This is a genomic window from Peribacillus sp. NPDC006672 (assembly GCF_050274955.1).
Taxonomy (GTDB): Bacteria; Bacillota; Bacilli; order Bacillales; family DSM-1321; genus Peribacillus.
This window is the reverse complement of sequence record NZ_JBNNOR010000002.1, coordinates 450712-473308: the sequence shown is the minus strand read 5'-3', so window position 1 is coordinate 473308 and position 22597 is coordinate 450712. Positions and strand designations below refer to the sequence as shown.

The 22597-nt window shown below is 41.1% G+C and carries 25 protein-coding genes and 1 pseudogene; 22 read left to right on the top strand and 4 right to left on the bottom strand.

Going from position 1 to position 22597, the window contains the following annotated elements; all coding sequences use genetic code 11:
• Positions 1 to 82 precede the first annotated feature (82 nt).
• The 5 genes from ACQKKK_RS05735 (at position 83) to ACQKKK_RS05715 (ending at position 5032) form a co-directional block, all read left to right on the top strand.
• Positions 83 to 1438, top strand: a complete 1356-nt coding sequence (locus ACQKKK_RS05735) for an APC family permease (protein ID WP_427614716.1) — start codon at positions 83 to 85, stop codon at positions 1436 to 1438.
• A 27-nt stretch (positions 1439 to 1465) separates the two neighbouring features.
• Positions 1466 to 3091 carry an amidohydrolase gene (locus ACQKKK_RS05730; protein WP_427614714.1) on the top strand — a complete coding sequence of 542 codons (1626 nt, stop codon included), beginning with the start codon at positions 1466 to 1468 and terminating at the stop codon, positions 3089 to 3091.
• Positions 3092 to 3122: 31 nt separating this feature from the next.
• Complete coding sequence (locus tag ACQKKK_RS05725; protein WP_427614713.1) at positions 3123 to 4028, top strand: carbon-nitrogen hydrolase; 906 nt, start codon at positions 3123 to 3125, stop codon at positions 4026 to 4028.
• Between the two features lie 554 nt (positions 4029 to 4582).
• Positions 4583 to 4723: a hypothetical protein gene (locus ACQKKK_RS05720; RefSeq protein WP_153246179.1), complete on the top strand. Its 141-nt coding sequence runs from the start codon at positions 4583 to 4585 to the stop codon at positions 4721 to 4723.
• A 165-nt stretch (positions 4724 to 4888) separates the two neighbouring features.
• A complete protein-coding gene (locus ACQKKK_RS05715) occupies positions 4889 to 5032 on the top strand; it encodes a hypothetical protein (RefSeq protein WP_427614711.1) in 144 nt (47 codons plus the stop codon).
• A 104-nt stretch (positions 5033 to 5136) separates the two neighbouring features.
• On the opposite strand, the gene ACQKKK_RS05710 is transcribed toward ACQKKK_RS05715, so the two are convergent.
• Complete coding sequence (locus ACQKKK_RS05710) at positions 5137 to 5349, bottom strand: hypothetical protein (protein ID WP_427614709.1); 213 nt, start codon at positions 5347 to 5349, stop codon at positions 5137 to 5139.
• A gap of 438 nt (positions 5350 to 5787) precedes the next feature.
• Entirely contained in the window at positions 5788 to 5910 is a 123-nt protein-coding gene (locus ACQKKK_RS05705; RefSeq protein WP_427614814.1) for a 2-oxo-4-hydroxy-4-carboxy-5-ureidoimidazoline decarboxylase, read from the bottom strand.
• 132 nt (positions 5911 to 6042) lie between these two features.
• Here ACQKKK_RS05705 and ACQKKK_RS05700 point away from each other — a divergent pair, with 132 nt between their 5' ends.
• On the top strand, positions 6043 to 7305 hold the full coding sequence (locus ACQKKK_RS05700; protein WP_427614707.1) for a pyridoxal-phosphate-dependent aminotransferase family protein: 1263 nt from the start codon (positions 6043 to 6045) through the stop codon (positions 7303 to 7305).
• A 24-nt stretch (positions 7306 to 7329) separates the two neighbouring features.
• Here ACQKKK_RS05700 and ACQKKK_RS05695 read toward each other — a convergent pair.
• Positions 7330 to 7512 (bottom strand): annotated as a pseudogene (locus ACQKKK_RS05695) (DUF485 domain-containing protein); the annotation flags it as partial.
• A gap of 280 nt (positions 7513 to 7792) precedes the next feature.
• On the opposite strand from ACQKKK_RS05695, the gene ACQKKK_RS05690 reads away from it, so the two are divergent.
• From ACQKKK_RS05690 to paaX, 14 genes are all read left to right on the top strand, one after another.
• Positions 7793 to 9121: a phenylacetate--CoA ligase family protein gene (locus tag ACQKKK_RS05690; RefSeq protein WP_427614705.1), complete on the top strand. Its 1329-nt coding sequence runs from the start codon at positions 7793 to 7795 to the stop codon at positions 9119 to 9121.
• A gap of 539 nt (positions 9122 to 9660) precedes the next feature.
• Positions 9661 to 9900 (top strand): ferredoxin, encoded by a 240-nt coding sequence (locus tag ACQKKK_RS05685; protein ID WP_427614813.1) that lies wholly within the window; start codon positions 9661 to 9663, stop codon positions 9898 to 9900.
• Positions 9901 to 10031: 131 nt separating this feature from the next.
• Complete coding sequence (gene paaA / locus ACQKKK_RS05680; RefSeq protein WP_427614703.1) at positions 10032 to 10988, top strand: 1,2-phenylacetyl-CoA epoxidase subunit PaaA; 957 nt, start codon at positions 10032 to 10034, stop codon at positions 10986 to 10988.
• 18 nt (positions 10989 to 11006) lie between these two features.
• Positions 11007 to 11366: a 1,2-phenylacetyl-CoA epoxidase subunit PaaB gene (gene paaB, locus ACQKKK_RS05675; RefSeq protein ID WP_427614701.1), complete on the top strand. Its 360-nt coding sequence runs from the start codon at positions 11007 to 11009 to the stop codon at positions 11364 to 11366.
• The gene (gene paaC, locus ACQKKK_RS05670; RefSeq protein ID WP_427614699.1) at positions 11356 to 12156 is read left to right on the top strand and encodes a 1,2-phenylacetyl-CoA epoxidase subunit PaaC; all 801 of its coding nucleotides are present in this window, start codon (positions 11356 to 11358) and stop codon (positions 12154 to 12156) included. The genes paaB and paaC overlap by 11 nt, the downstream gene beginning before the upstream one ends.
• 25 nt (positions 12157 to 12181) lie before the next feature.
• Positions 12182 to 12679, top strand: a complete 498-nt coding sequence (gene paaD / locus ACQKKK_RS05665; protein ID WP_427614698.1) for a 1,2-phenylacetyl-CoA epoxidase subunit PaaD — start codon at positions 12182 to 12184, stop codon at positions 12677 to 12679.
• Positions 12680 to 12699: 20 nt separating this feature from the next.
• Positions 12700 to 13005, top strand: a complete 306-nt coding sequence (locus tag ACQKKK_RS05660; RefSeq protein ID WP_352922276.1) for an EthD family reductase — start codon at positions 12700 to 12702, stop codon at positions 13003 to 13005.
• Positions 13002 to 13778, top strand: coding sequence for an enoyl-CoA hydratase/isomerase family protein (locus tag ACQKKK_RS05655; RefSeq protein WP_427614696.1), 777 nt, complete (start codon positions 13002 to 13004; stop codon positions 13776 to 13778). Before ACQKKK_RS05660 ends, ACQKKK_RS05655 begins: the two co-directional genes overlap by 4 nt.
• 10 nt (positions 13779 to 13788) lie before the next feature.
• Entirely contained in the window at positions 13789 to 14562 is a 774-nt protein-coding gene (locus ACQKKK_RS05650) for an enoyl-CoA hydratase-related protein (protein WP_427614694.1), read from the top strand.
• 23 nt (positions 14563 to 14585) lie between these two features.
• Complete coding sequence (locus tag ACQKKK_RS05645; RefSeq protein WP_427614693.1) at positions 14586 to 16103, top strand: aldehyde dehydrogenase family protein; 1518 nt, start codon at positions 14586 to 14588, stop codon at positions 16101 to 16103.
• A gap of 119 nt (positions 16104 to 16222) precedes the next feature.
• Complete coding sequence (locus tag ACQKKK_RS05640; protein ID WP_427614691.1) at positions 16223 to 17095, top strand: 3-hydroxyacyl-CoA dehydrogenase; 873 nt, start codon at positions 16223 to 16225, stop codon at positions 17093 to 17095.
• On the top strand, positions 17092 to 18303 hold the full coding sequence (locus ACQKKK_RS05635; RefSeq protein WP_427614689.1) for an acetyl-CoA C-acyltransferase: 1212 nt from the start codon (positions 17092 to 17094) through the stop codon (positions 18301 to 18303). The genes ACQKKK_RS05640 and ACQKKK_RS05635 overlap by 4 nt, the downstream gene beginning before the upstream one ends.
• Positions 18304 to 18360: 57 nt before the next feature.
• Complete coding sequence (locus tag ACQKKK_RS05630) at positions 18361 to 19137, top strand: enoyl-CoA hydratase-related protein (RefSeq protein WP_427614687.1); 777 nt, start codon at positions 18361 to 18363, stop codon at positions 19135 to 19137.
• Positions 19138 to 19222: 85 nt separating this feature from the next.
• Positions 19223 to 20104, top strand: a complete 882-nt coding sequence (gene paaX, locus ACQKKK_RS05625; RefSeq protein ID WP_125161165.1) for a phenylacetic acid degradation operon negative regulatory protein PaaX — start codon at positions 19223 to 19225, stop codon at positions 20102 to 20104.
• Positions 20105 to 20201: 97 nt separating this feature from the next.
• On the opposite strand, the gene ACQKKK_RS05620 is transcribed toward paaX, so the two are convergent.
• Positions 20202 to 20714: a gamma carbonic anhydrase family protein gene (locus ACQKKK_RS05620; protein ID WP_427614685.1), complete on the bottom strand. Its 513-nt coding sequence runs from the start codon at positions 20712 to 20714 to the stop codon at positions 20202 to 20204.
• A gap of 80 nt (positions 20715 to 20794) precedes the next feature.
• Between ACQKKK_RS05620 and ACQKKK_RS05615 the strand changes: the two genes are divergently transcribed.
• Together ACQKKK_RS05615 and ACQKKK_RS05610 are read left to right on the top strand one after the other, a co-directional pair.
• Positions 20795 to 21760, top strand: coding sequence for an NAD(P)H-dependent flavin oxidoreductase (locus ACQKKK_RS05615; RefSeq protein WP_427614684.1), 966 nt, complete (start codon positions 20795 to 20797; stop codon positions 21758 to 21760).
• Between the two features lie 191 nt (positions 21761 to 21951).
• Positions 21952 to 22557 carry a DedA family protein gene (locus ACQKKK_RS05610; protein ID WP_427614682.1) on the top strand — a complete coding sequence of 202 codons (606 nt, stop codon included), beginning with the start codon at positions 21952 to 21954 and terminating at the stop codon, positions 22555 to 22557.
• The last annotated feature ends 40 nt before the right edge of the window (positions 22558 to 22597 follow it).

Genomic DNA, 22597 nt, shown 5'->3' with positions numbered 1-22597 from the left:
TTGAACCGTTAAATAATCAATCTCCGCTTGGTATGGTATTTGCATATTAGTTAATTAATCACGAATAAGGGTGGAGTGATACATGGAGAATGCAAAATTAAGACGTTCGTTAACAGTGTTTCCTTTAGTGCTATTTGGATTGGCTTATATGGCACCTACAACAGTTTTTTCTACTTATGGGGTTGTTGCGGAAATAACGAAAGGGATGGTGCCTGCTGCTTATATCATAGCTTTAGTTGGTATGTTATTTACAGCCTATAGTTATGGTCAAATGGTTAAGGCCTACCCTGTTGCCGGTTCTGCATATACATTCACTCAAAAGGCTTTTAATCCTCACCTTGGGTTTTTGGTAGGCTGGGTTATCCTATTGGACTATTTATTTTTGCCAATGATCAATGGATTACTGATCGCCATTTACTTAAACGCATATTTTCCTTCCGTTCCTTTTTCCTTCTGGTTAATTACCTTTGTCATTTTAATCACCACTGTAAATATAATTGGAGTGAAAATAGCAACAAAAATAAATCTTTTATTAGTTGCCTGTCAATTCTTAATAATAGTTATTTTTACATTCCTCTCGATTAAAGGGTTACTTAACGGAATGGGCTCAGGAACATTATTCATGAGTTCTCCATTTGTGAATGGAGATATACCACTATCTTTAGTATTAGCGGGATCTTCCATTTTGTGTTTATCTTTTTTAGGATTTGATGCTGTTACCACATTTTCAGAGGAAACCATTAATCCGAAAAAAATAATACCAAAGGCTATTTTCCTCGTCGCATTAATAGGGGGTGGTCTGTTTGTCACCATCTCATACATCAGTCACCTTATTTACCCAAATTTCCAGGCCTTTAAAGATCCAGATTCCGCTTCCTTGGAAATTGCTATGTATATCGGGGGTAATTTATTTCAATCTATTTTTCTAGCAGGTTATATTACCGGGGGGCTGGCGTCTGGTTTATCAGCTCATGCAAGTGTTTCGCGACTTTTGTATGCGATGGGGAGAGATGGAGTTCTTCCAAAGAGAATTTTTGGTCATATTCATCCAAAATTTCAAACTCCAACACACAACATCATCTTAGTGGGCATTTTTGCTTTATCTGCGTTATTTATTGATTTAGTAACTGCCTCATCCTTTATTAACTTTGGGGCGCTCGTTGCCTTTACATTTGTTAATCTTTCAGTTATTTCCCATTATTTCATTAAAGAAAAACAGCGAAGCGGGATTAACACACTAAAGTACCTGATATTGCCGCTGATTGGTACTGGTTTCACAATTTGGTTATGGACCAGTCTTGATTCAAAGGCGCTTTTACTCGGACTGGGATGGTTAGGAATTGGTTTCATCATGCTGCTTTCAAATACGAAAATGTTTAGTAAGCGGCCGCCAGAGCTTTCTATTGATAGTGCGATTGAAAAAGAAATGCAAGCATAAAAGCTATATTAATCGAGGAGGATAAAAATGGTAAACGCAGACATCATTCTTTCTGGTCAACATGTTTTTACTGGGTTACAAGATGAGCCAATAAAAGCAGCTATCGCTATTAAAGATAATAAAATTATTAAAACTGGTTCTAAAGAAGATATAATGTCATGCCTTGGAGAGCAAACAAAAGTGTATGACATCGAAGAGGGACTGATTATTCCGGGATTTCATGATTTTCATATGCACATTATGATGGGAAGCATTTTACAGAAAGATAGTGCCAAATTATTTGATGCAGCTTCAGAAGAAGATGCAGCCAAAATAGTAGCTGAATTTGCAGAAACGAGACCAAATGATAAGTGGATATTTGGTGTTGGTTGGGATCATACCAATTGGAAGAACAAAGTGCTGCCACATAGAACAACACTAGATAAATATATTTGTGATCGTCCCGTTTTATTATTCAATGCAGAAGTGCATTACGCATGGATCAATAGTAAAGCAATGGAAATGATTCAATTAACGAAGGGTACCCCAGATCCTGAATATGGAGAAATTGGAAAAGACGAAACTGGTCAACTGACAGGCCTTCTATTTGAACAAGCAATTGGGTATGCATCAGAACATGCATACAAATTACCGAAAGAAAAACGTGTGAAATTATTCCAAGGCTTTCTTAATGAAACGAAAAGATTGGGAATCACATCCGTTAATGATTTGTACGGAGCCAAAATTGCGCCAAATCCATTAGACGATCTTGAAATTTTTAAGGAATTTGAGAGAGAAGGGTTACTAACAACCAGAATTCACTTTTCGCCGGAGTTAAAAATGGATTTAGCTGCCGCCAAGGAATTACAAAAAAATTATCAGTCAGACAAGCTCACCTTTTCTGGATTAAAACAATTTATAGATGGTGTTGTGACAAGTCATACTGCTTTTTTATTGGATCATTACAAAGACCGTCCTGAAACAAAAGGCGGAACAACTTATCCAGCTGAAACAATTAAACAATTAGTAAAAAAGGCAGATAAGGAAAAATTTCAAATTCGTTTCCATGCTATTGGTAACGGTGCTGTCCGCTTAGCATTGGATGCATTTGAAGAAGCGAGAAACGTAAATGGAGAAAGAAATGCTAGACATGTCATTGAACATGTGGAGGTATTGCATCCGGATGATGTTCATCGCTTTAAGGAATTGGATGTAATCGCTTCCTTTCAACCTAAACACATTGAATTAATGGAAAGTGGGGCATATACAGCCAGGATCAGTGAAAAACAACAACCTCTCTATTATCCGATCAAAACACTAGTGGATACTGGTGCTAAAATTGCCTTTGGTACAGATTTTCCTGTAGTGCCCCTAAATCCCATGATGGGCATTTATCAGGCAATCACGAGAAAAGATTTAACCGGGAAGGCGTGGCAAGAGTCGGAAGGAGTAACATTGGCACAAGCGTTAAAATACTACACGGCCATACCGGCATACGGGTCATTTAGAGAAAATGAATTAGGCACATTGGAAGCAGGGAAGATAGCGGATATCGCTGTATTGAATAAAAATTTATTTAGCATATCAACAAAGGAAATTCTTGAAACAGAAGTGAAGATGACGATCATGGATGGAAAAATCGTATATGAAAACCCGGTCGTCCAACCTGTATAAGATAAAAAAATAAAAGTGAGGAAGTGAGAAGATGTCAAAAGTAAAAGTTGGTCTTGTCCAAATTCATTGCGGAGAATTCATTGAGCAAAATATTCAAAAAACGATAGAGAAAATAAAAGAAACAGTAAATAAAGGTGCACAAATCGTTTGTTTACAGGAATTATTTTCTTCGCAATATTTTCCGCAAACGGTCAGTGTGAAAAATTATGATTTAGCTGAAGATGTAGATAGCGGTACATTAGCCGAAATGGGTGAATTAGCAAAGGAATTAGCAATTGTCTTGATTGTCCCTTTTTACGAAAGAGCAGGTGCTGGTATTTATTTTAATAGTGCAGCTGTATTTGATGCTGATGGAGAATGTTTAGGGATTACAAGAAAAAATCATATTCCGGATGGTCCCCAGTATCATGAAAAATATTATTTCGTTCCAGGCAATACTGGGTATCCAGTCTATGAAACGGCTTATGGAAAAATAGGAGTCGGGATTTGTTGGGACGAGTGGTTTCCAGAAGTTGCCCGAATTTTGAGCTTACAAGGTGCAGAGATATTATTCTATCCTTCCGCTATTGGTTCAGAGCCAGATCATCCCGAGATATCAACAAGATCATCATGGGAAAAGGCAATTTCTGCTCATGGCATTTCTAATGGTGTATTTGTTGCTGCGACAAATCGAGTGGGCCAGGAAAAGGACATGAATTTTTACGGTGGTTCATTCATTAGCGATACATTAGGGAATATTTTAGCTTCACTTGATGATAAAGAAGGAATTATTGTGCAAGAAATTGATTTAAAAGAGATAGAAAAGACTAGAAAAATTCTGCAATTCTTTAGAGACCGACGTGTCGATACATACGGCCCTTTATTACAAAAAGAAATACTTCTAACCCCATCCTCTTCAAAAAGAGAGCGAACAGGGCGTTGTTCAGTTAATCATTAAAAGGAATAGCAGGCCGGAGTACCTGCTTAGACTGTAGACAAACCTGATAATGATCGAGTTTGCCGGAATCATCCAGGCACTCGCTTTCCGCGGGCGGTCAGGGAGCCTTCTCGGCGCCCTTTGCTCCTGAGGAGTCTCCGTTGGACGGCCTAAATTTTAGGTGGAGTTATTAGTGGTACAACTGAAAATACAGATGTGCTTGCAGCAGTTACAAATAATTACTGACTGCATTGCTTTAATCCATAGTTTAAAAGAAAAAAACTAATTTTCCTATATGGAGAGTTGGTTTTTTACGCTATTCAAATGGTCGTTAATGTAAACAGGCATTCTATTTCTTGCTTTAGAGAAATAACGGGTGAATTAGCTTTTTTTGGTTCGGATCTGTCGCTAAGGCGGCTTTTTCTTTATATGACGGTTAGCGAAGAACAATATGGGAAATACTAAGAGAATGAAATTATTACCGAATTTTCAGAAAAAATGAATTGACGGGAAATTATGGTTGTTATATATTATTAATAAGTTAAATTTATTGTTATATAACAGAAGGGGGCTAGATGATGAACATTTATGATAAAGCTTATGAAAGTTATTTAAAGATTTGTGAAAGGTATGAAATCGAGTCGATAAACATCGATCATTTCATCAAAAATCTAACTAAAGATCAGTTGGATGAATACAGTAAATTAGCCGTTTAAACGAAAGGGCGTGATTGCACAAGATGGACCTCCCGGTTGATGTAGATGTAGAAGCCAGTTAGAAACCCCATCAGTTGCTATGGGAGCAGGTGGGGTTTTGTCATGTGTTTTAAGAGGTTATTTTTATTTACTCCACTTCATTAAGTAGAGGGGGTTGAAATCAAAATGGATATTAGTTGGAATGATAAAGAGGTATTTATTCGGAAGGCAAGGAAAAATGGAACAGTTATAAAGTTGGTCAAATTGTTGGTATCGGAAATGATCTTATTACATAGTAAGGTTAAAAGATGGAAAGCAAACGTGGATTAGGATAGATAGGATGATACTTTGGTATTTAAAAGGATCCCTAAGGGGAGTTTTTTATCCTAATCCACAATAATGGTTAAACTTGTCACAGGTCTTTCCGATAGATATCACAATTCGGTATATTTCCTTTCAATTTTCCTGAGCTCTTCTGAAAGTCCAAATAAGGTATGCAATACGGCTGTTTGAATATATAGATTCATATAATTGTCATTACTCTTCTTTTGAAATGATAATTCATGTTTTTCATCAATTATTCGAGTTATACATTGATTGATTTCTCTCCACATATCTTTAGTTCCCTCTTTAGTTTTAGTCTCCATAATCTCCCACTCCTTTTTTATTAGTTTATCCACTCTATTACATTCTTATACTTGTTTTTGGCCACACATGTATCTTTTTCATAATCCGATTTACTAACTTAACTTCAATAAATTTTTTTTACGTAGGAAAAAGCGGCTTTTAATTTTGGGGGGAGAGAAGGGCATAGTATTGACCACAATTATTTTTTGGTAGAATAACCTCTGCTAAATAGTATAACGACCAAGTTTCTTTTCAAACCGCTGGATTAGTTTAAGTATGATTCTTTCTATAGTTGATATAGATGTAGGAAGCAAACTGAACAAAAGCTTAAATATTCCTGATAATACTCCATTTAAAAAAAAGAGTGGAGTATGATAATGGAAAAAACGAGTAAAGAAAATGTACGAATACCATGTTTGGGCCAACCAACAAGTGTTCCAGCACTTGTAGCAACTACCTTATAAGGTATATAACGATTCGTTAAAAGTATTTTTTTTGCCGCGTACAGCCAGGATAAATGGAAAGCCAAATTTATTCAGGTATTGCCGCTTCAATGATATGAAATTTTCATATTCATCTATTGCTCACAATGTCCACCATGCATCGATGCAGGTTGATTATTAAAAGTTTACGAGTGTTCCGAATTTGGAAAGGGGAATAGATGTTTTAAGCGAAATACTATATAAATTAGCCTATTGAAGGAGTTGGGTAAAATGGCATATTCAGAATTGAATGCACCGATGAGAAGAATCATGACGCCAGGTCCGGTCGAGGTGGACCCGCGTGTTTTAAGAGCGATGAGCACACCGATATTAGGGCAATTCGATCCCGCATTCACTAATATCATGAATGAAGTAATGGAAATGCTGCGTTTGGTTTTTCAAACGAAAAATAAATGGGCGTTCCCGATAGATGGCACTTCAAGATCAGGGAATGAAGCGATTCTATGCAGCATCATTGAGCCAGGTGATAAAGTTCTGGTCCCGATATTCGGAAGATTCGGTCATTTGTTGGTGGAAATTTGTGAGCGATACGGAGCTGAAGTTCATACGATTGAATGCCCTTGGGGAGAGGTGTTCGATCCTCGAGCTGTCATCTCGGAAATCAAGAAAGTCTCCCCTAAAATAACAGCAATCGTACATGGGGAAACTTCCACGGGTCGTATGCAGCCTTTGAAGAAAATCGGGTTGGCCTGCCGTGAATTGGGTGTCCTGCTTGTGGTGGATGCGGTTGCCTCCATCGGGGGCACCGATGTAAAGGTGGATGAATGGTGTATTGATGGATTGATAGGCGGGACACAAAAATGCTTGTCCGTTCCTTCGGGTATGGCACCGATTACGTATAATGAAAGAATAGAAGAGATCATCAAGTCCCGCAAAAAGGTGGAACGTGGTATTGCGACGGATGAAGACAACCAAAAGGTTTCGGTCCGCCGTCCGATCACCAGTAATTATTTCGATTTAAGTATGCTGCAGGATTATTGGGGACCGCGCCGTTTGAATCACCATACAGAAGCGACTTCCATGATTTATGCGTTGCGTGAAGGATTGCGCCTTGTGCTTGAAGAAGGTCTGGAAAGGCGCTTTGCCCGTCATGAACTCCACGAAGCTGCTCTCGTTGAAGGGATCAAGGCGATGGGACTAACGTTATTCGGGGATGGGAAAAACAAACTTCCGTGTGTAACTTGCATCGAAATTCCAAAAGGAATCGACGGGGAAGCAGTAAGGGCCATGCTGTTGAATGAATTCAGTATCGAGATTGCGTCCTCGTTTGGTCCGCTTCACGGGAAAATCTGGAGAATTGGGACGATGGGATTCAGCTGCAGGAAAGAAAACATTCTCTTTGTATTGGCCTCCTTGGAAGCTGTCCTTTTGCGCCAGGGGTTCCAAGTTAATCGGGGAGAGGCTTTGCAGGCTGCACTCGATGTGTATGTGGGAAAGAGGGAGAAAGTGGTTGCATCCAAGGGAACTCTTTGATTTTATAAAACCTTTCAATACATCCGTATAAGCAGCTAACATAGGCAGAACAAAATAAAAAGCAAGAAAGAATAGAGTGACAGGTACGATGAAAGCTTTTTTCTTTTGAAGAAGTTCCTCGAATTCTTCCGTTTTAATTAATTGACGATACTTGTTTCCACTGTCATGGCCTGCTGGTGAATGCCCCGTTTTAACCGGCGATTCCATAATAATCCCCCTTTTTGTTATGGTACGATTTTAAAACGTCCGTTGGAAAAGTGATACATCATTGTTAAAATTAACGTGGTCAGAAAATTTAGTAAATTAAAAAATATTTTTTGTTTATTCTGTCATTTTTTTTGTAGAATTGAAAAAAACATCATTGACAACGTATAAATGACGTATTAATCTTGAAAATGAATCATAACGATAATTTGATATCCGTTTTATAACCGTTATGAACGAGGGGTCGGATGGAACACGAGCAAAATTGAGGGGGACTGAAACAATGTACAATCCGGAAGTTGAAACGGCAACGCGTGCTGAAATGGAAAGTTTACAAATGGCACGTCTTAAAAAAACGTTAAGCCATGTATATGAAAATGTTTCTTATTACAGAGAAAAATTTGAAGAGATGGGCCTTGATCCGGAAGATATTCAAACTCTAAACGATGTGACAAAGCTTCCATTTACAAAAAAACAGACTCTTCGTGATCAGTATCCATTCGGTTTATTCGCAGTTCCAATGGAGGAAGTAACGCGTATTCATGGTTCATCAGGCACAAGCGGAAAGCCTACAATTGTCGGGTATACAAAAAACGATTTGGAGAACTGGGCAACGATCGTCGCACGTGGAATTGTAGCTGCAGGAGGTCGCAAGTCAGATATTTTCCATAACGCATATGGATATGGTCTGTTTACGGGCGGACTGGGCCTCCATTGCGGTGCAGAAAAGCTAGGGGTTGCCACCGTACCGATTTCAGGGGGGAATACCGATCGCCAGATTACGATCATCAATGATTTTAAACCGCGCGGCATTTGTGGAACCCCTACTTATATTTTGAATATCGCTGAAAAGATGGAGGAGATGGGGATTGACCCTGCTGAAAATGGGCTTGAGTATGGTATTTTCGGAGCTGAGCCGTGGTCAGAGGCAATGAGGGCAACACTTGAGAGGAAACTGAATTTGAAAGCGATCGATATTTACGGACTAAGTGAAATCATGGGGCCAGGAGTTGCGATAGAATGCCGTGAAGCACAGGATGGATTGCATATCGCAGAAGACCATTTTCTTGTCGAGGTCATTAATCCGGATACGCTTGAACCAGTTGAGGACGGCGAAGATGGGGAACTTGTCTTTACCAGCCTAACAAAGGAAGCGTTGCCAATCATTCGTTATCGTACAGGTGATATCGCCTCCATTACCCATGAACCGTGTAAATGCGGGCGTACCACAACAAGAATGTCCCGTGTGAAAGGCAGAACGGATGATATGATCATAGTCAGGGGAGTGAATGTATTCCCTTCTGAAATAGAGCGTGTGTTATTCCAAATGGAGGGAATTGTGCCGCATTATCAGATTCATCTCGTTAAGAAGGGGAAGATGGATGGTGTTGAACTGCACATTGAAATTGAAAGCGGTTTCTATAAGGGGATTGAAGAAGACTTAACGCATGAAAATGTAGAGATATTAAGGAAAACGATTCAGCATCATATGAAATCTGCATGTCTTGTAACGATGGATATTGTTGTCAACATTCCAAAAAGTATTCCACGCTCAGAAGGAAAAGCCATTCGTGTCGTTGATAAGCGGAAAGATGAAGTGATTAGTTTATAACTGGCTGGAAAGGAGGGTACCTTTAGTTGGGTTTTAATGCTCCTACCTTTCGCCAATCTAGTAAAGATTGCACACCGAGGGGAAATTTAGTGCTCATGAACATAGCGTTGAAACCATGCGAATTCTGACGTTCAGTTTATGACTCCATCTGTCCTGATTGAAATACATGGAGCAGGAAGAAATCGATGTGATGCTCGAAAACGTGAATGAAGGGGAAGGAAAGATACATAAAGCGGAGGCCGCTGTGGTTAACTATGGATTTTGGGTCCGATTAAAGTCTGGAATCTGATATTGAAAAAAATGCGATTGTCGTTAATTCAAGAATGGAAACTACCATTCCGGAGATTTATACCGCTGGGGATATCTGCATTTATGAAGGGAAAGTAAAGTTGAGCCAGTGGGTTTGGAGAAGCAGCTACTGCAATCAGCGATGCAAAGGTACTTATCGATCCATTTTAAAAGGTTTAGACCCTTCATGGCACAAGCTTAATGAAAAAGAAGATGGAACTAATCTTGAAATAGAGAAGGAGGAAGGCATCTTGGCTAAATATACAGTTGTCGATCAAGAAACTTGCATTGCTTGCGGTGCGTGTGGTGCCGCTGTACCGGAAATCTTTGATTACAATGATGATGGGGTGGCATTTGTCATCCTGGATGAAAATGAAGGAACTGCAGAGGTCGCAGAAGATTTATTTGATGATCTGGATGATGCACTGGAAGGCTGCCCAACAGTGTCAATTAAAGTGGAATCTTCACCGTTTAAAGTTTTAGTTGATTAAAAGAATCGTAAAACCTCCTGATAATTTCCTTTTATTTTTAAAAAAGAGACGGAATAGTCTTGCATTAAATATAACGGTAAAATATAATAACGTTATATAAACGTTATATTAAGATATGAGAGGTGATTTCAATGAACGTTCTTTTAAATGATATGGCAGAACAAGAAAAACTAAACCAATTTATTGCCCGAATCGAAGCAGGAGAAAAGATAGAAGCGGATGATTGGATGCCGGAAGAATACCGGGGCACACTCATCAAGTTAATATCGATGCATGGCATCAGTGAAATAATGGGAGCGCTTCCAGAAAAGGAATGGGTACCTAAAGCCCCGACTTTAAATAGGAAACTTGGAATCATGGCAAAGGTGCAGGATGAAATGGGGCATGGACAATTATTGCTTCGAGTCGCCGAGGATTTGCTAAAGCCGTACAGTAAAAAACGGGATGACCTTATGCAAGATTTATTTAATGGAGATTTAAAGTTTCATAATGTCTTCCATATGGAAGCCAAATCCTGGGGCGATGCAGGATTGATTGGATGGCTGGTTGATGGGGCAGCCATCATTTCCCAGACGAACATGCTTGGCGCTTCATACGGACCTTATGCCCGAGCTTTACAGCGGATTTGCGCGGAAGAAGTTTTTCACGCTCAGCATGGTGAAGCGATAATCATGGCTTTGGCTGAAGGAACGGAAGAACAAAGGAAATTGGTTCAAGACTCCATCAATTATTGGTGGGAATCTTTATTACTCTTCTTTGGACCTCCCAGTAAAAATGAAGTGGGCTCATCTAAACAGGATATAACGATTAAGTACAGAATCAGGACAAGTACGAATGAAGAGCTTCGCCAAGCCTTTTTTTCTAAGTATGTGAAGCGGATCCTTTCACTGGGCTTTACAATTCCTGATGAAACACTAAGGTTTGATAAAGAATCGAAAACCTGGATTTACCAACAACCCGATTGGGGGAAATTGAAAGTGTTCGCAAGGAATGAAGGCCCCCGTTCGCAGGACCGTTTAAGTCTTCGAAGAATTTCATATGAAAATAATAAATGGGTACGCGAGGCGTTAGCGCCAAAGATCAACTAAGGGAGGGGGAAGGACAATATGGAAACTAGACAAGAAAATTACTTTGAAGAATTTGAAGTATTTAGCCGTAAAACGCAATCTTCACCCGTTCAATACCACTTTAGCCTGCTTGCCCCCAATGAGGATATCGCCATCATGATGGCACAAGAAAATTTCATGAGACGTGAAGCAGTTGATGATATCTGGGTCGTCAAAAGACAGAATATACGGAAAATGACGATTGAGGAAAAGAAAACGCTTCAACGTATTGATAATAAAGATTACAGGACTACAAAAGGGTATGGCTATTTAAAGAAAAAATGGCGGAAGTATGAGCAGGGAATGCTTGATGAAAAAGAGATAATGTCTTGGGCTGGAGGTGTGAAAAATGAAGAATGAATCATTGAAAAACATCGCAATCAAGGAATTGCTGCTGCACCTGGCGGACGATGACTTCATCCATTCATACCGAGGTGCAGAATGGCTGGGACTCGCACCGCATATCGAAGAAGATGTTGCATCCGCTTCGATATCACAAGACACGATGGGGCATGCAGCCATATATTATAAATTGCTTGATGAACTCGGTGAAGGGGATGCTGATAAGCTGGCTCACGACCGTCCCGCCAAGGAACGGCGTAATGCAATCATTCTCGAATTGGTCAATGGTCCTGGTTACTATATGAAAAACCCGGATTATGATTGGGCGTTTGCGGTAGTTCGGAATTATTTTTATACCCAAGCCAAATCGATTAAGGTTCAATCCCTTCAATCAAGTTCATATGAACCGCTTGCTGAAGTGGCACAAAAGGTACAGATGGAACTTTACTATCATTTGATGCACTGGAAAACATGGTTCGTCCAATTGCTGGGTTCTGGTCACCAAGAAGCGGTTTCGAGAATGAAGACTGCGATTGAGAAAACGATACCGGATTTCGCTGGCGTATTTTCACTTGGACAATATGGTGAGGAAATGGTTGAGCTTGGCTTGATAGAAGGCGAAGCTGACTTACAGAAAAAGTGGATCGAGGCTATTACCCCAATTTTTGAAAGTGTTGGCTTGGCAACAACCATTGAAATAGGAATGGCCCAAGGTGATGGTCGTAATGGCCAGCATACGGAGGATTTGGAAAAGGCGTTAGAAACGTTAAGCGAAGTGTACGCAACAGATAGAGCAGCTTCATGGTGAATCAATAGAAAAGGGGAGGGGTATCATGTCGACCGTACAGTTAGACACAGAAGAATTATATAAGCTCCTGGAAGACGTTAAAGATCCCGAAATCGATACAGTAAGTATTCTGGATTTAGGGATGGTTGAAGACGTGACAGTTTCAGGCCAGGACGTTTCTGTAAAAATGCTGCCAACTTTTCTTGGGTGCCCGGCATTGCCGATCATTCAAAAAAATGTGGAAACAGCCCTTCGACAGCTGCCTGCCGTAAAAAACGTAAGTGTGGAATTTTTACGTTCCCCTTCCTGGACATCCGATCGAATTACGGAAAAGGGGAAAGCTGGATTGAAGGTTTTCGGAATCTCCCCTCCTCCCCGACAAATGAAAAGTGATGGATCATGGCATGTGGATTGCCCATATTGTGAATCGACATATGTCACGATGGAAAATATCTTCGGTCCAACGGCCTGCCGCAGTATTTTATATTGTAAAGCATGCAAAAACCCGTTCGAAGCGATGAAACCGATGATAAAAATGATTTAATAAAATGGAGGTTCTATAAAATGGTAAAGTTAATCGCGCTATACAAACAACCTGAAAACAAGGAAGAATTCGATGAGCACTATTTCAATGTACATGGTCCGATAACGGAAAAAATTCCTGGCCTTCAAAAAATGGAGGTTACTAAAATAGTCGGGACCCCAATGGGCAAAGATTCAGAGTATTACATTCTTTGTGAAATGTATTATGAAGACCACGATGCATTACAACAAGGAATGCGTTCCCCGGAAGGAAAAGCATCTGGGAAAGACCTAATGGGCTTTGCCGGGAAACTTGTAACGATGATGATAGGCGAAGAAGTAAAATGAATGCGCTTCAATTCATTGAAACGTCAATCGGGGATGGCATTGGCTATATCTTTTTAAATCGGCCGAAGCAGCTGAATGCCCTTAACAGGAAAATGGTCAGAGAAATAGTTTCCACCATGGAAGAATTCGACCGGGACCCACAAGTGAAGGTGATCTTGCTTACGGGCAATGGAAAAGCATTTTCTGCAGGCGCTGATATTGACGAGATGGTGAACGACAATCCTATCAGTATGGAGTTAACGAACCAATTTGCCGATTGGGACCGAATTAGCCAAGTCAAGAAGCCTGTGATTGGTGCGGTGAAAAGTTTTGTATTCGGCGGAGGTTTTGAACTTGCTTTATCCTGCGATTTCCTGATTGCCGCCAGCGATACCCAATTTTCCTTTCCTGAAGTGACACTGGGAGTGATGCCTGGTGCAGGAGGAACCCAAAGGTTGACGAAATTGGTAGGCAAGACGAAAGCACTTGAATGGATATTGACGGCTGAAAGGATAAACGCAAAGGCAGCTCTGCAATATGGTTTCATTAATAAAATCGTTGCTCCTGAATTGTTAATGGAAGAAACGGTTGATTTTGCTAAAAGGATAGCAAAGCAACCCCCGTTAGCCGTAAGGCTTATTAAAGAATCCGTCAATAAAGCCGTTGATTATCCCTTATATGAGGGCATGCAATTTGAACGGAAGAACTTCTATCTTCTTTTTGCATCAGAGGACCAAAAAGAAGGAATGAAAGCATTCGTTGAAAAAAGAGAGCCTAATTTTACAGGCCGATAAGGGGTGCTCTATGTACGAAACAATCAAATATAGGGTTGAAAACGGAGTGGCTTGGCTTACTTTGAACCGTCCTGATAAACTTAATGCATTTACGTCCCAGATGAATAAGGAAATACAGAAAGCGATCAAAATATCTGCGGGGTCCGATGAAGTACGGGCCATTACCATTACTGGCGAAGGCAGGGCCTTTTGTTCTGGGCAAGATTTATCGGATGTTGATGAAAGCATGAATTTAGGTCAGATGCTGCGTGAGAATTACGGTCCAATGATGCAACAAATAGCAAGCTGTGAAAAACCGATCATTGCAGCAGTCAATGGAGTAGCAGCAGGGGCTGGCTTCAGCCTGGCACTGGCATGCGATTTCCGGCTTGTTTCTGAAAAAGCCAGTTTTGTAAATGCTTTTGTCAATATCGGTTTGATACCTGATTCGGGGAATCTGTATTACCTTTCGCGGATCGTTGGTCATGCGAAAGCCTTGGAATTATCTTTATTGGGGGAAAAGGTTACGGCTAGCGAGGCGAAAAATATCGGGCTCGCTACAAAAGTGATCGGTGTGGAAGAATGGAACGAGCAATTGAAAGCCTTTGCAGAGAATATCGCGAACAAGCCAACTAAAGCAATCGGGTTAATCAAAAGATACTTAGAGGCTTCCTATCACCTTTCATTGGAAGAATACTTAAAAGAAGAAGCGGAGGGTCAGCGAATTGCTGGCTTAACGAAGGATTATGCTGAAGGTGTGGCAGCATTCACTGAAAAAAGGAAGGCTCAATTCATAGGTAAGTAATATAGAAAAGGGAGTGGGATTATATGGTTAGAGTTCAAGAGGCAGCATTTGAAAAAGCGGAAATGAAGCGTGATTATTATCATCTGATCATTAATGGAGAAAGAGTTGAAAGCTCTGATGGTTCCACTATTGATGCATACAATCCTGCGACAGGGGAAATCATTGCCAAGGTTGCCAAGGCGACCAAGGAAGATGCAGAAAAAGCTGTTCAAGCTGCACGAGAAGCATTTGATAACGGGAAATGGAAGAGGACCCCGATTAATAAACGGTCTCGTGTTTTGAACAAAATTGCAGCAATCATGCGTTCACGATTTAATGAATTGGTAGAGTTGGAGGTTCTGAACAGCGGTAAATCCATTTCTGCAGCGCAAGGCCAAGTCATGCAGGCAATTGAAGATTTCGAGTTTTATGCAGGCGCTTTAGTTGCACACCGCGGATCCGTCAATAATGTACCTGGTCAATTCCATAACTATACGGAAAAAGAGCCGGTAGGTGTTTGTGCTCAAATCATCCCTTGGAATTACCCGATGATGATGGCAGCTTGGAAAATTGCTCCTGCAATCGCAGTTGGTTGTTCAGTCATTGTTAAGCCAGCTTCGTTAACGCCGCTGACTGCCATTGTATTAGGGGAAATCTGTTTAGAAGCTGGTGTTCCTTCCGGCGTTGTCAATATCATTCCAGGTCCTGGGTCGGACGTAGGGAATTACCTTGTCGAGCATCCGAAAGTGAATAAGGTGGCCTTCACGGGTTCTACTCCAATCGGCAGGGATCTGATGGGCAAAGCTTCAGAGACATTAAAAAGGGTGACATTGGAGCTTGGCGGTAAGTCCCCTAATATTGTCTTTGAAGATGCAGACCTTGAAGCAGCTATAGATGGATCATTATATGGCATTTTCTACAATACTGGGCAGTCTTGCGAAGCTAGATCCCGTTTATACGTTCACGAAGACATATATGATGAGTTCGTTGCCAGATTCGTAGAAAAAACGAAAAAATTGAAATTGGGCAATCCACTCGACAAAGAAACACATGTCGGTGCAGTCATAGATCAAGGGCAATTGGATGTCATCGACAATTATGTACAATCTGCCATTACTGATGGAGCGAAAATCCTGACAGGAGGAAAGCTAGCTGTCATTGAAGGTTTCGAAAACGGTTATTGGTATGAGCCGACGGTCATAGCGAATGTCAATCATGAAATGGATGTAGTGAAAGAGGAAATATTCGGGCCGGTCGTTGTCATAATGAAATTCAAAGATGAAAAAGAAGCCGTGAGACTCGCGAATGATACAGAATTCGGTTTGGGTTCAGCGCTATGGACAAAGGATGGCGGGCGTGCGACTAGAGTGGCCAATCAAATAGAAGCGGGAATCGTCATGGTGAATTGCCCATTCTCCGCATTTCCTGGAACACCTTTCGGAGGGTATAAACAGTCAGGATTCGGCCGGGAACTTTGTATTGAGACACTTGATCTTTATACAGAAACGAAAAGCATCATTTCCTATCATGGAAGCCGTCCCTTAAATCCCTTTGGAATTTAATAAAACATAAAATAGGAGGCTGGCTGAACGGTATGTCGGAAAAGTAATTCAGAAATGGATGAATGCTGATCTGATTCATCGTAGCCAGCCCTATTTATTTTTGAAGGAGGAATGAACGAATGATTAGAAATCTAGTGATTGTCGGATCTGGTGTCATGGGCAGGGGAATAGCTTATGTAGGAGCAACAGGAGGCTTTAATGTAGTACTGGTGGATGTGAATCAGGATGCTTTGGAAAGTGCAAGAAAAGAAATCGATGCCATTTTTGAGAAGGGTGTGCGCTACCAAAAAATCACCCAGGAAGAAGCTACAGCTGCAAAAAGCAGATTTTCCTATTCTTCCAATTTGAAAGAATCAGCAGCATATGCCGACTTGATCATAGAAGCAGTTCCGGAAAAGGCGGAAATTAAGAGGGCAGTCTTCGAAACGATTGAAGTCCATGCAAAAGAGGACTGTTACTTTGCAACCAATACTTCTACGATGAGCCCTACGGAAATTGGTTCTTATGGAAAGCGTCCCGAAAAAACGATCGCCATGCATTTTTTCAATCCTGTACAAAAGATGCCACTCGTTGAAATTGTACGTGGTCTTGAAACCAGCGATGAAACGGCAGCCATAGTAAAAGAGGTAGCCGGAAAAATGGGAAAAGAAACCGTGGTCATAAATGAATTCCCTGGGTTTGTTACCAGCAGGATCAGCTGTCTGGTAGGTAATGAAGCGTTCTTTATGCTTCAAGAAGGTTTAGGAACACCAGAAGAAATAGATAAGGCAATAAAGTTAGGGCTGAATTACCCAATGGGACCATTTGAGCTAGGTGATTTGGTGGGATTGGATGCCCGTTTGAATAATTTAAAATACTTACATAGTAAACTTGGTGAGAAATACCGCCCGGCCCCCCTCCTTGAACAGTATGTTAAAGCTGGCAGGCTCGGCCGTAAGTCAGGTAAAGGTGTGTACGATTATACAAAAGATGGCGAGCTGGTGAGGAAATGAAGGATGTTGTGATTATCGATGCTGTTAGAACACCAATTGGAAGATATAAAGGCGCGTTGAAAAGCGTTCGCCCGGATGACCTCGGTGCAATTGTAATCAAGGCGCTGACCGATCGCAATCCAGAGCTGCCGCCAGATCAAATTGAAGATGTCATCTTCGGGAATGCAAATCAAGCAGGAGAGGATAATCGCGATGTGGCCCGGATGTCCGCCCTTTTAGCTGGTCTTCCGGTAAACGTAGCTGGAACGACAATAAATCGTTTGTGTGGATCCGGACTGGATGCCGTTATGTATGCTGCACGCTCCATTGCTGTAGGTGAAGGCGATATTTATATCGCAGGCGGGACTGAAAGCATGACAAGGGCGCCGTACGTCATGGCCAAACCTGAGAGTGAATTTCCGCGGGGTTCAATGGAGCTTCAGGATACAACGATCGGATGGCGTTTCACGAATGAGAAACTTAAAGAAATGTATGGCACGGATTCCATGCCTCAAACGGCTGAAAACGTCGCAGGGCGTTTTTCGGTTTCGAGGGAGGACCAAGATCGATTCGCGTTTCAAAGCCAGCAAAGAGCGAAAAACGCAGTGGAAAATGAGCGTTTCATTAATGAAATCGTACCTGTTCGATATACGGATCGTAAAGGGAATGAGGTCATTTTCGATAAAGATGAACACCCCCGTCCTGACACGACCATCGAAAAGTTGGAAAAACTCAAACCAATCTTTAAAGGTGGAAGTGTAACGGCGGGTAATGCTTCAGGTGTAAATGATGGAGCCTCGGCATTACTTTTGATGAGTGCAGAAAAAGCACGGGAGCTTGGATTAAAACCTCTGGCAAAATATGTTGTAGGGGCGGTAGCGGGCTTAGAACCATCCATTATGGGCCTTGGTCCAATTTATGCCACTAAAAAGGCATTGGAGAGAGCAGGTTTGACGATTGAAGACATCGGGCTAGTGGAATTGAATGAAGCATTCGCTTCCCAATCCGTGGAGTGCATCCGCCAATTGAAATTGGATCAGGAGAAAGTGAATGTCAACGGCGGGGCAATAGCGTTTGGCCATCCGCTTGGTGCAAGTGGGGCGCGCATTTTAACAACACTTGTCCACGAAATGAAAAAGCGGAAAGTACGCTATGGTCTTGCGACGATGTGTGTAGGCGTTGGCCAAGGCGTATCCGCCATTATAGAAAATATTGAAAATGATGGATGATGGGCCCTTATTAGTTTTGTTTACTAAGGGGCATTTTTTAAAAAAGGGGGAAGAAACATGTCAAATGTTATTTATAAAGTGGAAAATCAAATCGGCTATATAACAGTGAATCGACCCGACGTATTGAATTGCTTCGACTATGGGACACTTTCTGAACTGCAGGAAGTCATCGATGCAGTTTATGCGGACGACGATATCCGTGTCGTCATTTTCACGGGTGCAGGGGAAAAAGCGTTCAGCGCAGGAGCGGATTTGAAGGAAAGGAAGACTTTGAATGATGTGGAAGTAAGAAGGAACGTTAAATCGATTCGCGATGTTTTTAATAGTATAGCAGGGCTTCCGCAGCCAACGATAGCTGCCGTCAATGGATATGCATTGGGGGGAGGCTTTGAATGGCTGCTTTCATGTGACTTTGCAATTGCTGCAGAAGGTGTTTCTTTGGGGCTCACTGAAACTAGCTGGGCCATTATTCCAGGAGCAGGCGGTACACAGCGGCTGCCTAGGTTGATTGGGGAAATGAAAGCAAAGCAATTAATATTCACTGCTAAAAAATTGACTGCAGAAGAGGCATGTCGGTTAGGGATCCTTTTGAAGGTCGTGCCAAGGGATCAACTTATGGCAGTCTGTGAGGAATTGGCAGCCGATATCATGAAAAATGGGCCGATTGCAGTCAAACAAGCCAAATATGCGATTACCCAAGGAATGAATACAGACTTGCAAACTGGAATGGCCATAGAGGGAAAAGCCTATGAATTGACCATCCCGACTCAAGACAGATTGGAAGCACTCCAAGCATTTAGTGAACGGAGGAAAACGCATTTTACGGGTAAATGATATTGCGGTTTCATTTTAAAAAGATATAATAACAATTATGTCGTCCGTATGAAATTAGTAACAATGTGAGAATGAGGTGAGAAAAATAGGAACTAATACGCAATCCATGATTTTTACGATTTACGGCGATTATATCCGTAACTATGGAAGTAAAATCTGGATAGGCAGTTTAATTCGGTTATTAAAGGAATTCGGTCATAATGAGCAGGGCGTACGTGTAGCCGTTTCACGAATGGTCAAGCAAGGGTGGATTCAGTCAGAGAAGCAGGGAAATAAAAGCTATTACTTTTTGACCGATCGCGGTGTACAGCGAATGGATGAAGCGGCGAATCGCATTTATAAGATGAAACCAAATGATTGGGACGGAAAATGGCGTGTCTTAATGTATACGATCCCTGAAGATAAGCGGCAATTACGGGATGATTTTCGTAAAGAATTAATATGGAGCGGGTTTGGCAGTTTTTCCAGTGGTTGCTGGATTTCCCCTAATGATTTGGAGAAACAAATCCATCGCTTGATTGAGAAATATGACATTAATGAGTATGTAGACTTTTTCATTTCAGAGTACAAGGGCCCAAAAGAAAATCAATCGCTTGTCGAGAAGAGCTGGCATTTAGAAGAGATTGAAAATAAATATGAAGAATTCATCGAGAAATACAGCAAGCAATTCATCGTTCATCAAAGCATCATTAGCAGGGGGGAAATGTCCGATGCTGATTGTTTTGTGGAACGAACGAACTTGGTGCATGAATACCGTAAATTTTTATTTATCGATCCGGGCCTGCCAAAGGAACTTCTGCCTTCAAAGTGGAATGGGAATCATGCTGCTCTTTTATTTAGCCAGTATTATCAAGTCTTGGCTGAACCAGCTAGCCGTTTCTTTGAAAGCGTATTTCAGGAAAACAATGATTTATGCCGGAAAGACGAAACCTATGATGCTAAAGATCATCCTCTTATCATCAAGTGAAAAAGAGCTTCAGCCAGTTGCTAATGACGACTTGCCGAAGCTCTTTTCTACATTATTATATTCAACAAAGACAACAGGGAATTTCTCTTTGTGATAATTAATCAAGTATCCCTTTGAAGTCCTTTCCTTTTTGAACATATGTATCAATCGAAAGTTGGATCAATTCAAGATCCTTATCATTCAATCTGCGAACCACTTTCCCTGGGGAGCCAACAACCAGCGAACGTGGAGGTATGCTTTTCCCGGAGGAAATCAATGTATTCGCACCGACAATGCATTCCTCGCCGATTTCTACATTATCCAATATCGTTGAACCCATGCCGATAATGGATCGTTTGCCAATTTTACAACCATGTAGGATAACGTTATGACCGACAGTCACTTCGTCTTCAATGAAAACTGGGCATCCTTCAAATAAATGAATGGTGGAATTATCTTGAATACTGCATTTATCTCCTATTGTGATTGAATCTTCATCACCGCGCAGAACGGAGTTAAACCAAATGGTCGATTCTTTCCCAATCGAAATATCACCAATTAAATGAGCGCCGGGTGCAATGAAAACGGTTTCGTGAATAGAAGGTTTCTTATTATTGTACGGAATAATCATAGTCTCGCTCCTTTTGGAAAAGTCAGAATTGTTTTTCTAATGAATATAGTATAACATTAATTGGACAGGGAGGGATAAAAGTGAAATATATTTGTGAACTTTTTTCGATAAAATACCCAATTATTCAAGGGGGCATGGGAAATATAAGCAATGCAAGTCTTGCGGCAGCAGTATCCAATTCAGGGGGCCTAGGGACAATAGGGTGCGGTACCATGAATCCCGAACAGGTAGAAGCCATCATTCTCGAAACCAAAGATAAAACCAATAACAATTTCGCATTGAATATTCCAATCAATGTTAGTCCATATACAGATGAGTTAATCAATCTTGTCCTTAAGCATGATATACCTGTAGTATCCTTATCTGCAGGAAATCCTGCCCCTTTCATTCCATTATTGCAAAAAAAGAATATAAAAGTGATAGCCATAGTCGCATCGGTCAAGCACGCGCAAAAAGCGCAAGCTGCAGGGGCCGATGTGTTGGTTGCGGAAGGGTTTGAAGCTGCCGGCATCAATTCGAACCTGGAATTGACGACCTTTACACTCATTCCGCAAATTAGCAAGCATGTGACGCTGCCAGTTTTGGCAGCTGGCGGAATCGGCAATGGACAGGGGGTGGCAGCTGCATTGATGCTGGGAGCTTCAGGAGTCCAGTTAGGAACCAGGCTGATCGCTACACAAGAAGCACCGTTCCATCCATCATATAAACAGAAATTAATCGAAGCGATGGGTGATGATACGTTTATATTGGGCAGATCCGTTGGACAGGTCAGAAGAGTATTGAAGGATCCATACACGGAAAAAGTTCTGGATTTGGAAAAACAGGGACTGTCTCCTATGAATTATCGTGAAATGACCTCCGAAGTCCATCATATTAATGGTGCAATGAACGGGGATGTTAACAATGGTTTTATGAACAGCGGCCAGGTTGCCGGATTGATTGACAATATACCCACGGTTAAGGAATTACTTGATGGCATGATGAAAGATGCCAAAAAACAAATGGAGGATGGATTGAGTAGGCTTTCCACCCCCTTTATGATTTGAGAACTAGCGTTAGGTACCAATCCGGTCATTAGTGATTCCCATGGTAAACCACCGAAAGCTTTATTATGGAAAATTGTTAATGTATTTGTGATACAATGGAAAATGAACTTTTTGAAATTAAGGGGTGCCCGAATTCAATTTGGGAGCACCCCTTTTCATATGTAAAAAAAGTTAGAAAAGGGGAAACCTCTATGGAAACTTTAATAATGGATATGATTGAAGCGTTTAAATCTTTATCCTATTTCGGTGTTTTGCTAGCTTTAACTTTTGAATTCATTCCTGCTGAAATAGTCTTGCCACTGGCCGGATACTGGGTTTATCAAGGTGATATGAATCTATACTTGACTATACTTGCCGGTTCGCTTGGTGGGGTAACGGGCCCATTGACGCTTTATGCTCTAGGTAAGTATGGCGGAAGGCCGCTTGTATTAAAGTTTGGGAAATACTTTCTGATCAAAGATGAGCAGTTGAACAGGGCCGACCGCTTTTTTGAAAGGTATGGTGGGGGAATTGCCTTCTTTGGACGGTTTGTACCAGGAATTCGTACCGCTGTCTCGCTGCCATGCGGAATATTGAAAATGAGTATTTGGAAATTCATTTTATATACCTATATGGCGATGCTTCCTGTAACAAGCGTTTATGTATATCTAGGGTATAAATTAGGACCGAAATGGGAGCAGGCAGGAGCCATCTTTTCACAATATGCTAATTTCTTGCTTATCCCCATCGGACTTATAGTCATTTGGTTCATTATGAAGACTCAAAAACAAAGACAAAAACTAAAAGTCAATCAATGACAAAGAAGGCGCCATAATCAGGCGCCTTTTTCATTATGTC

Excerpts from the sequence above, each read along its gene's own strand:
- ACQKKK_RS05710 (WP_427614709.1), bottom strand. The coding sequence starts at position 5,349 with ATGGAGACTAAAACTAAAGAGGGAACTAAAGATATGTGGAGAGAAATC.
- ACQKKK_RS05640 (WP_427614691.1), top strand. The coding sequence starts at position 16,223 with ATGATTAGAAATCTAGTGATTGTCGGATCTGGTGTCATGGGCAGGGGA.
- ACQKKK_RS05735 (WP_427614716.1), top strand. The coding sequence starts at position 83 with ATGGAGAATGCAAAATTAAGACGTTCGTTAACAGTGTTTCCTTTAGTG.
- paaA (WP_427614703.1), top strand. The coding sequence starts at position 10,032 with ATGAACGTTCTTTTAAATGATATGGCAGAACAAGAAAAACTAAACCAA.
- ACQKKK_RS05645 (WP_427614693.1), top strand. The coding sequence starts at position 14,586 with ATGGTTAGAGTTCAAGAGGCAGCATTTGAAAAAGCGGAAATGAAGCGT.
- ACQKKK_RS05660 (WP_352922276.1), top strand. The coding sequence starts at position 12,700 with ATGGTAAAGTTAATCGCGCTATACAAACAACCTGAAAACAAGGAAGAA.
- paaC (WP_427614699.1), top strand. The coding sequence starts at position 11,356 with ATGAAGAATGAATCATTGAAAAACATCGCAATCAAGGAATTGCTGCTG.
- paaD (WP_427614698.1), top strand. The coding sequence starts at position 12,182 with ATGTCGACCGTACAGTTAGACACAGAAGAATTATATAAGCTCCTGGAA.
- ACQKKK_RS05700 (WP_427614707.1), top strand. The coding sequence starts at position 6,043 with ATGGCATATTCAGAATTGAATGCACCGATGAGAAGAATCATGACGCCA.
- paaB (WP_427614701.1), top strand. The coding sequence starts at position 11,007 with ATGGAAACTAGACAAGAAAATTACTTTGAAGAATTTGAAGTATTTAGC.
- ACQKKK_RS05720 (WP_153246179.1), top strand. The coding sequence starts at position 4,583 with ATGATGAACATTTATGATAAAGCTTATGAAAGTTATTTAAAGATTTGT.
- ACQKKK_RS05655 (WP_427614696.1), top strand. The coding sequence starts at position 13,002 with ATGAATGCGCTTCAATTCATTGAAACGTCAATCGGGGATGGCATTGGC.
- ACQKKK_RS05635 (WP_427614689.1), top strand. The coding sequence starts at position 17,092 with ATGAAGGATGTTGTGATTATCGATGCTGTTAGAACACCAATTGGAAGA.
- ACQKKK_RS05690 (WP_427614705.1), top strand. The coding sequence starts at position 7,793 with ATGTACAATCCGGAAGTTGAAACGGCAACGCGTGCTGAAATGGAAAGT.
- ACQKKK_RS05715 (WP_427614711.1), top strand. The coding sequence starts at position 4,889 with ATGGATATTAGTTGGAATGATAAAGAGGTATTTATTCGGAAGGCAAGG.
- ACQKKK_RS05620 (WP_427614685.1), bottom strand. The coding sequence starts at position 20,714 with ATGATTATTCCGTACAATAATAAGAAACCTTCTATTCACGAAACCGTT.
- ACQKKK_RS05730 (WP_427614714.1), top strand. The coding sequence starts at position 1,466 with ATGGTAAACGCAGACATCATTCTTTCTGGTCAACATGTTTTTACTGGG.
- ACQKKK_RS05630 (WP_427614687.1), top strand. The coding sequence starts at position 18,361 with ATGTCAAATGTTATTTATAAAGTGGAAAATCAAATCGGCTATATAACA.
- ACQKKK_RS05650 (WP_427614694.1), top strand. The coding sequence starts at position 13,789 with ATGTACGAAACAATCAAATATAGGGTTGAAAACGGAGTGGCTTGGCTT.
- ACQKKK_RS05610 (WP_427614682.1), top strand. The coding sequence starts at position 21,952 with ATGGAAACTTTAATAATGGATATGATTGAAGCGTTTAAATCTTTATCC.
- ACQKKK_RS05725 (WP_427614713.1), top strand. The coding sequence starts at position 3,123 with ATGTCAAAAGTAAAAGTTGGTCTTGTCCAAATTCATTGCGGAGAATTC.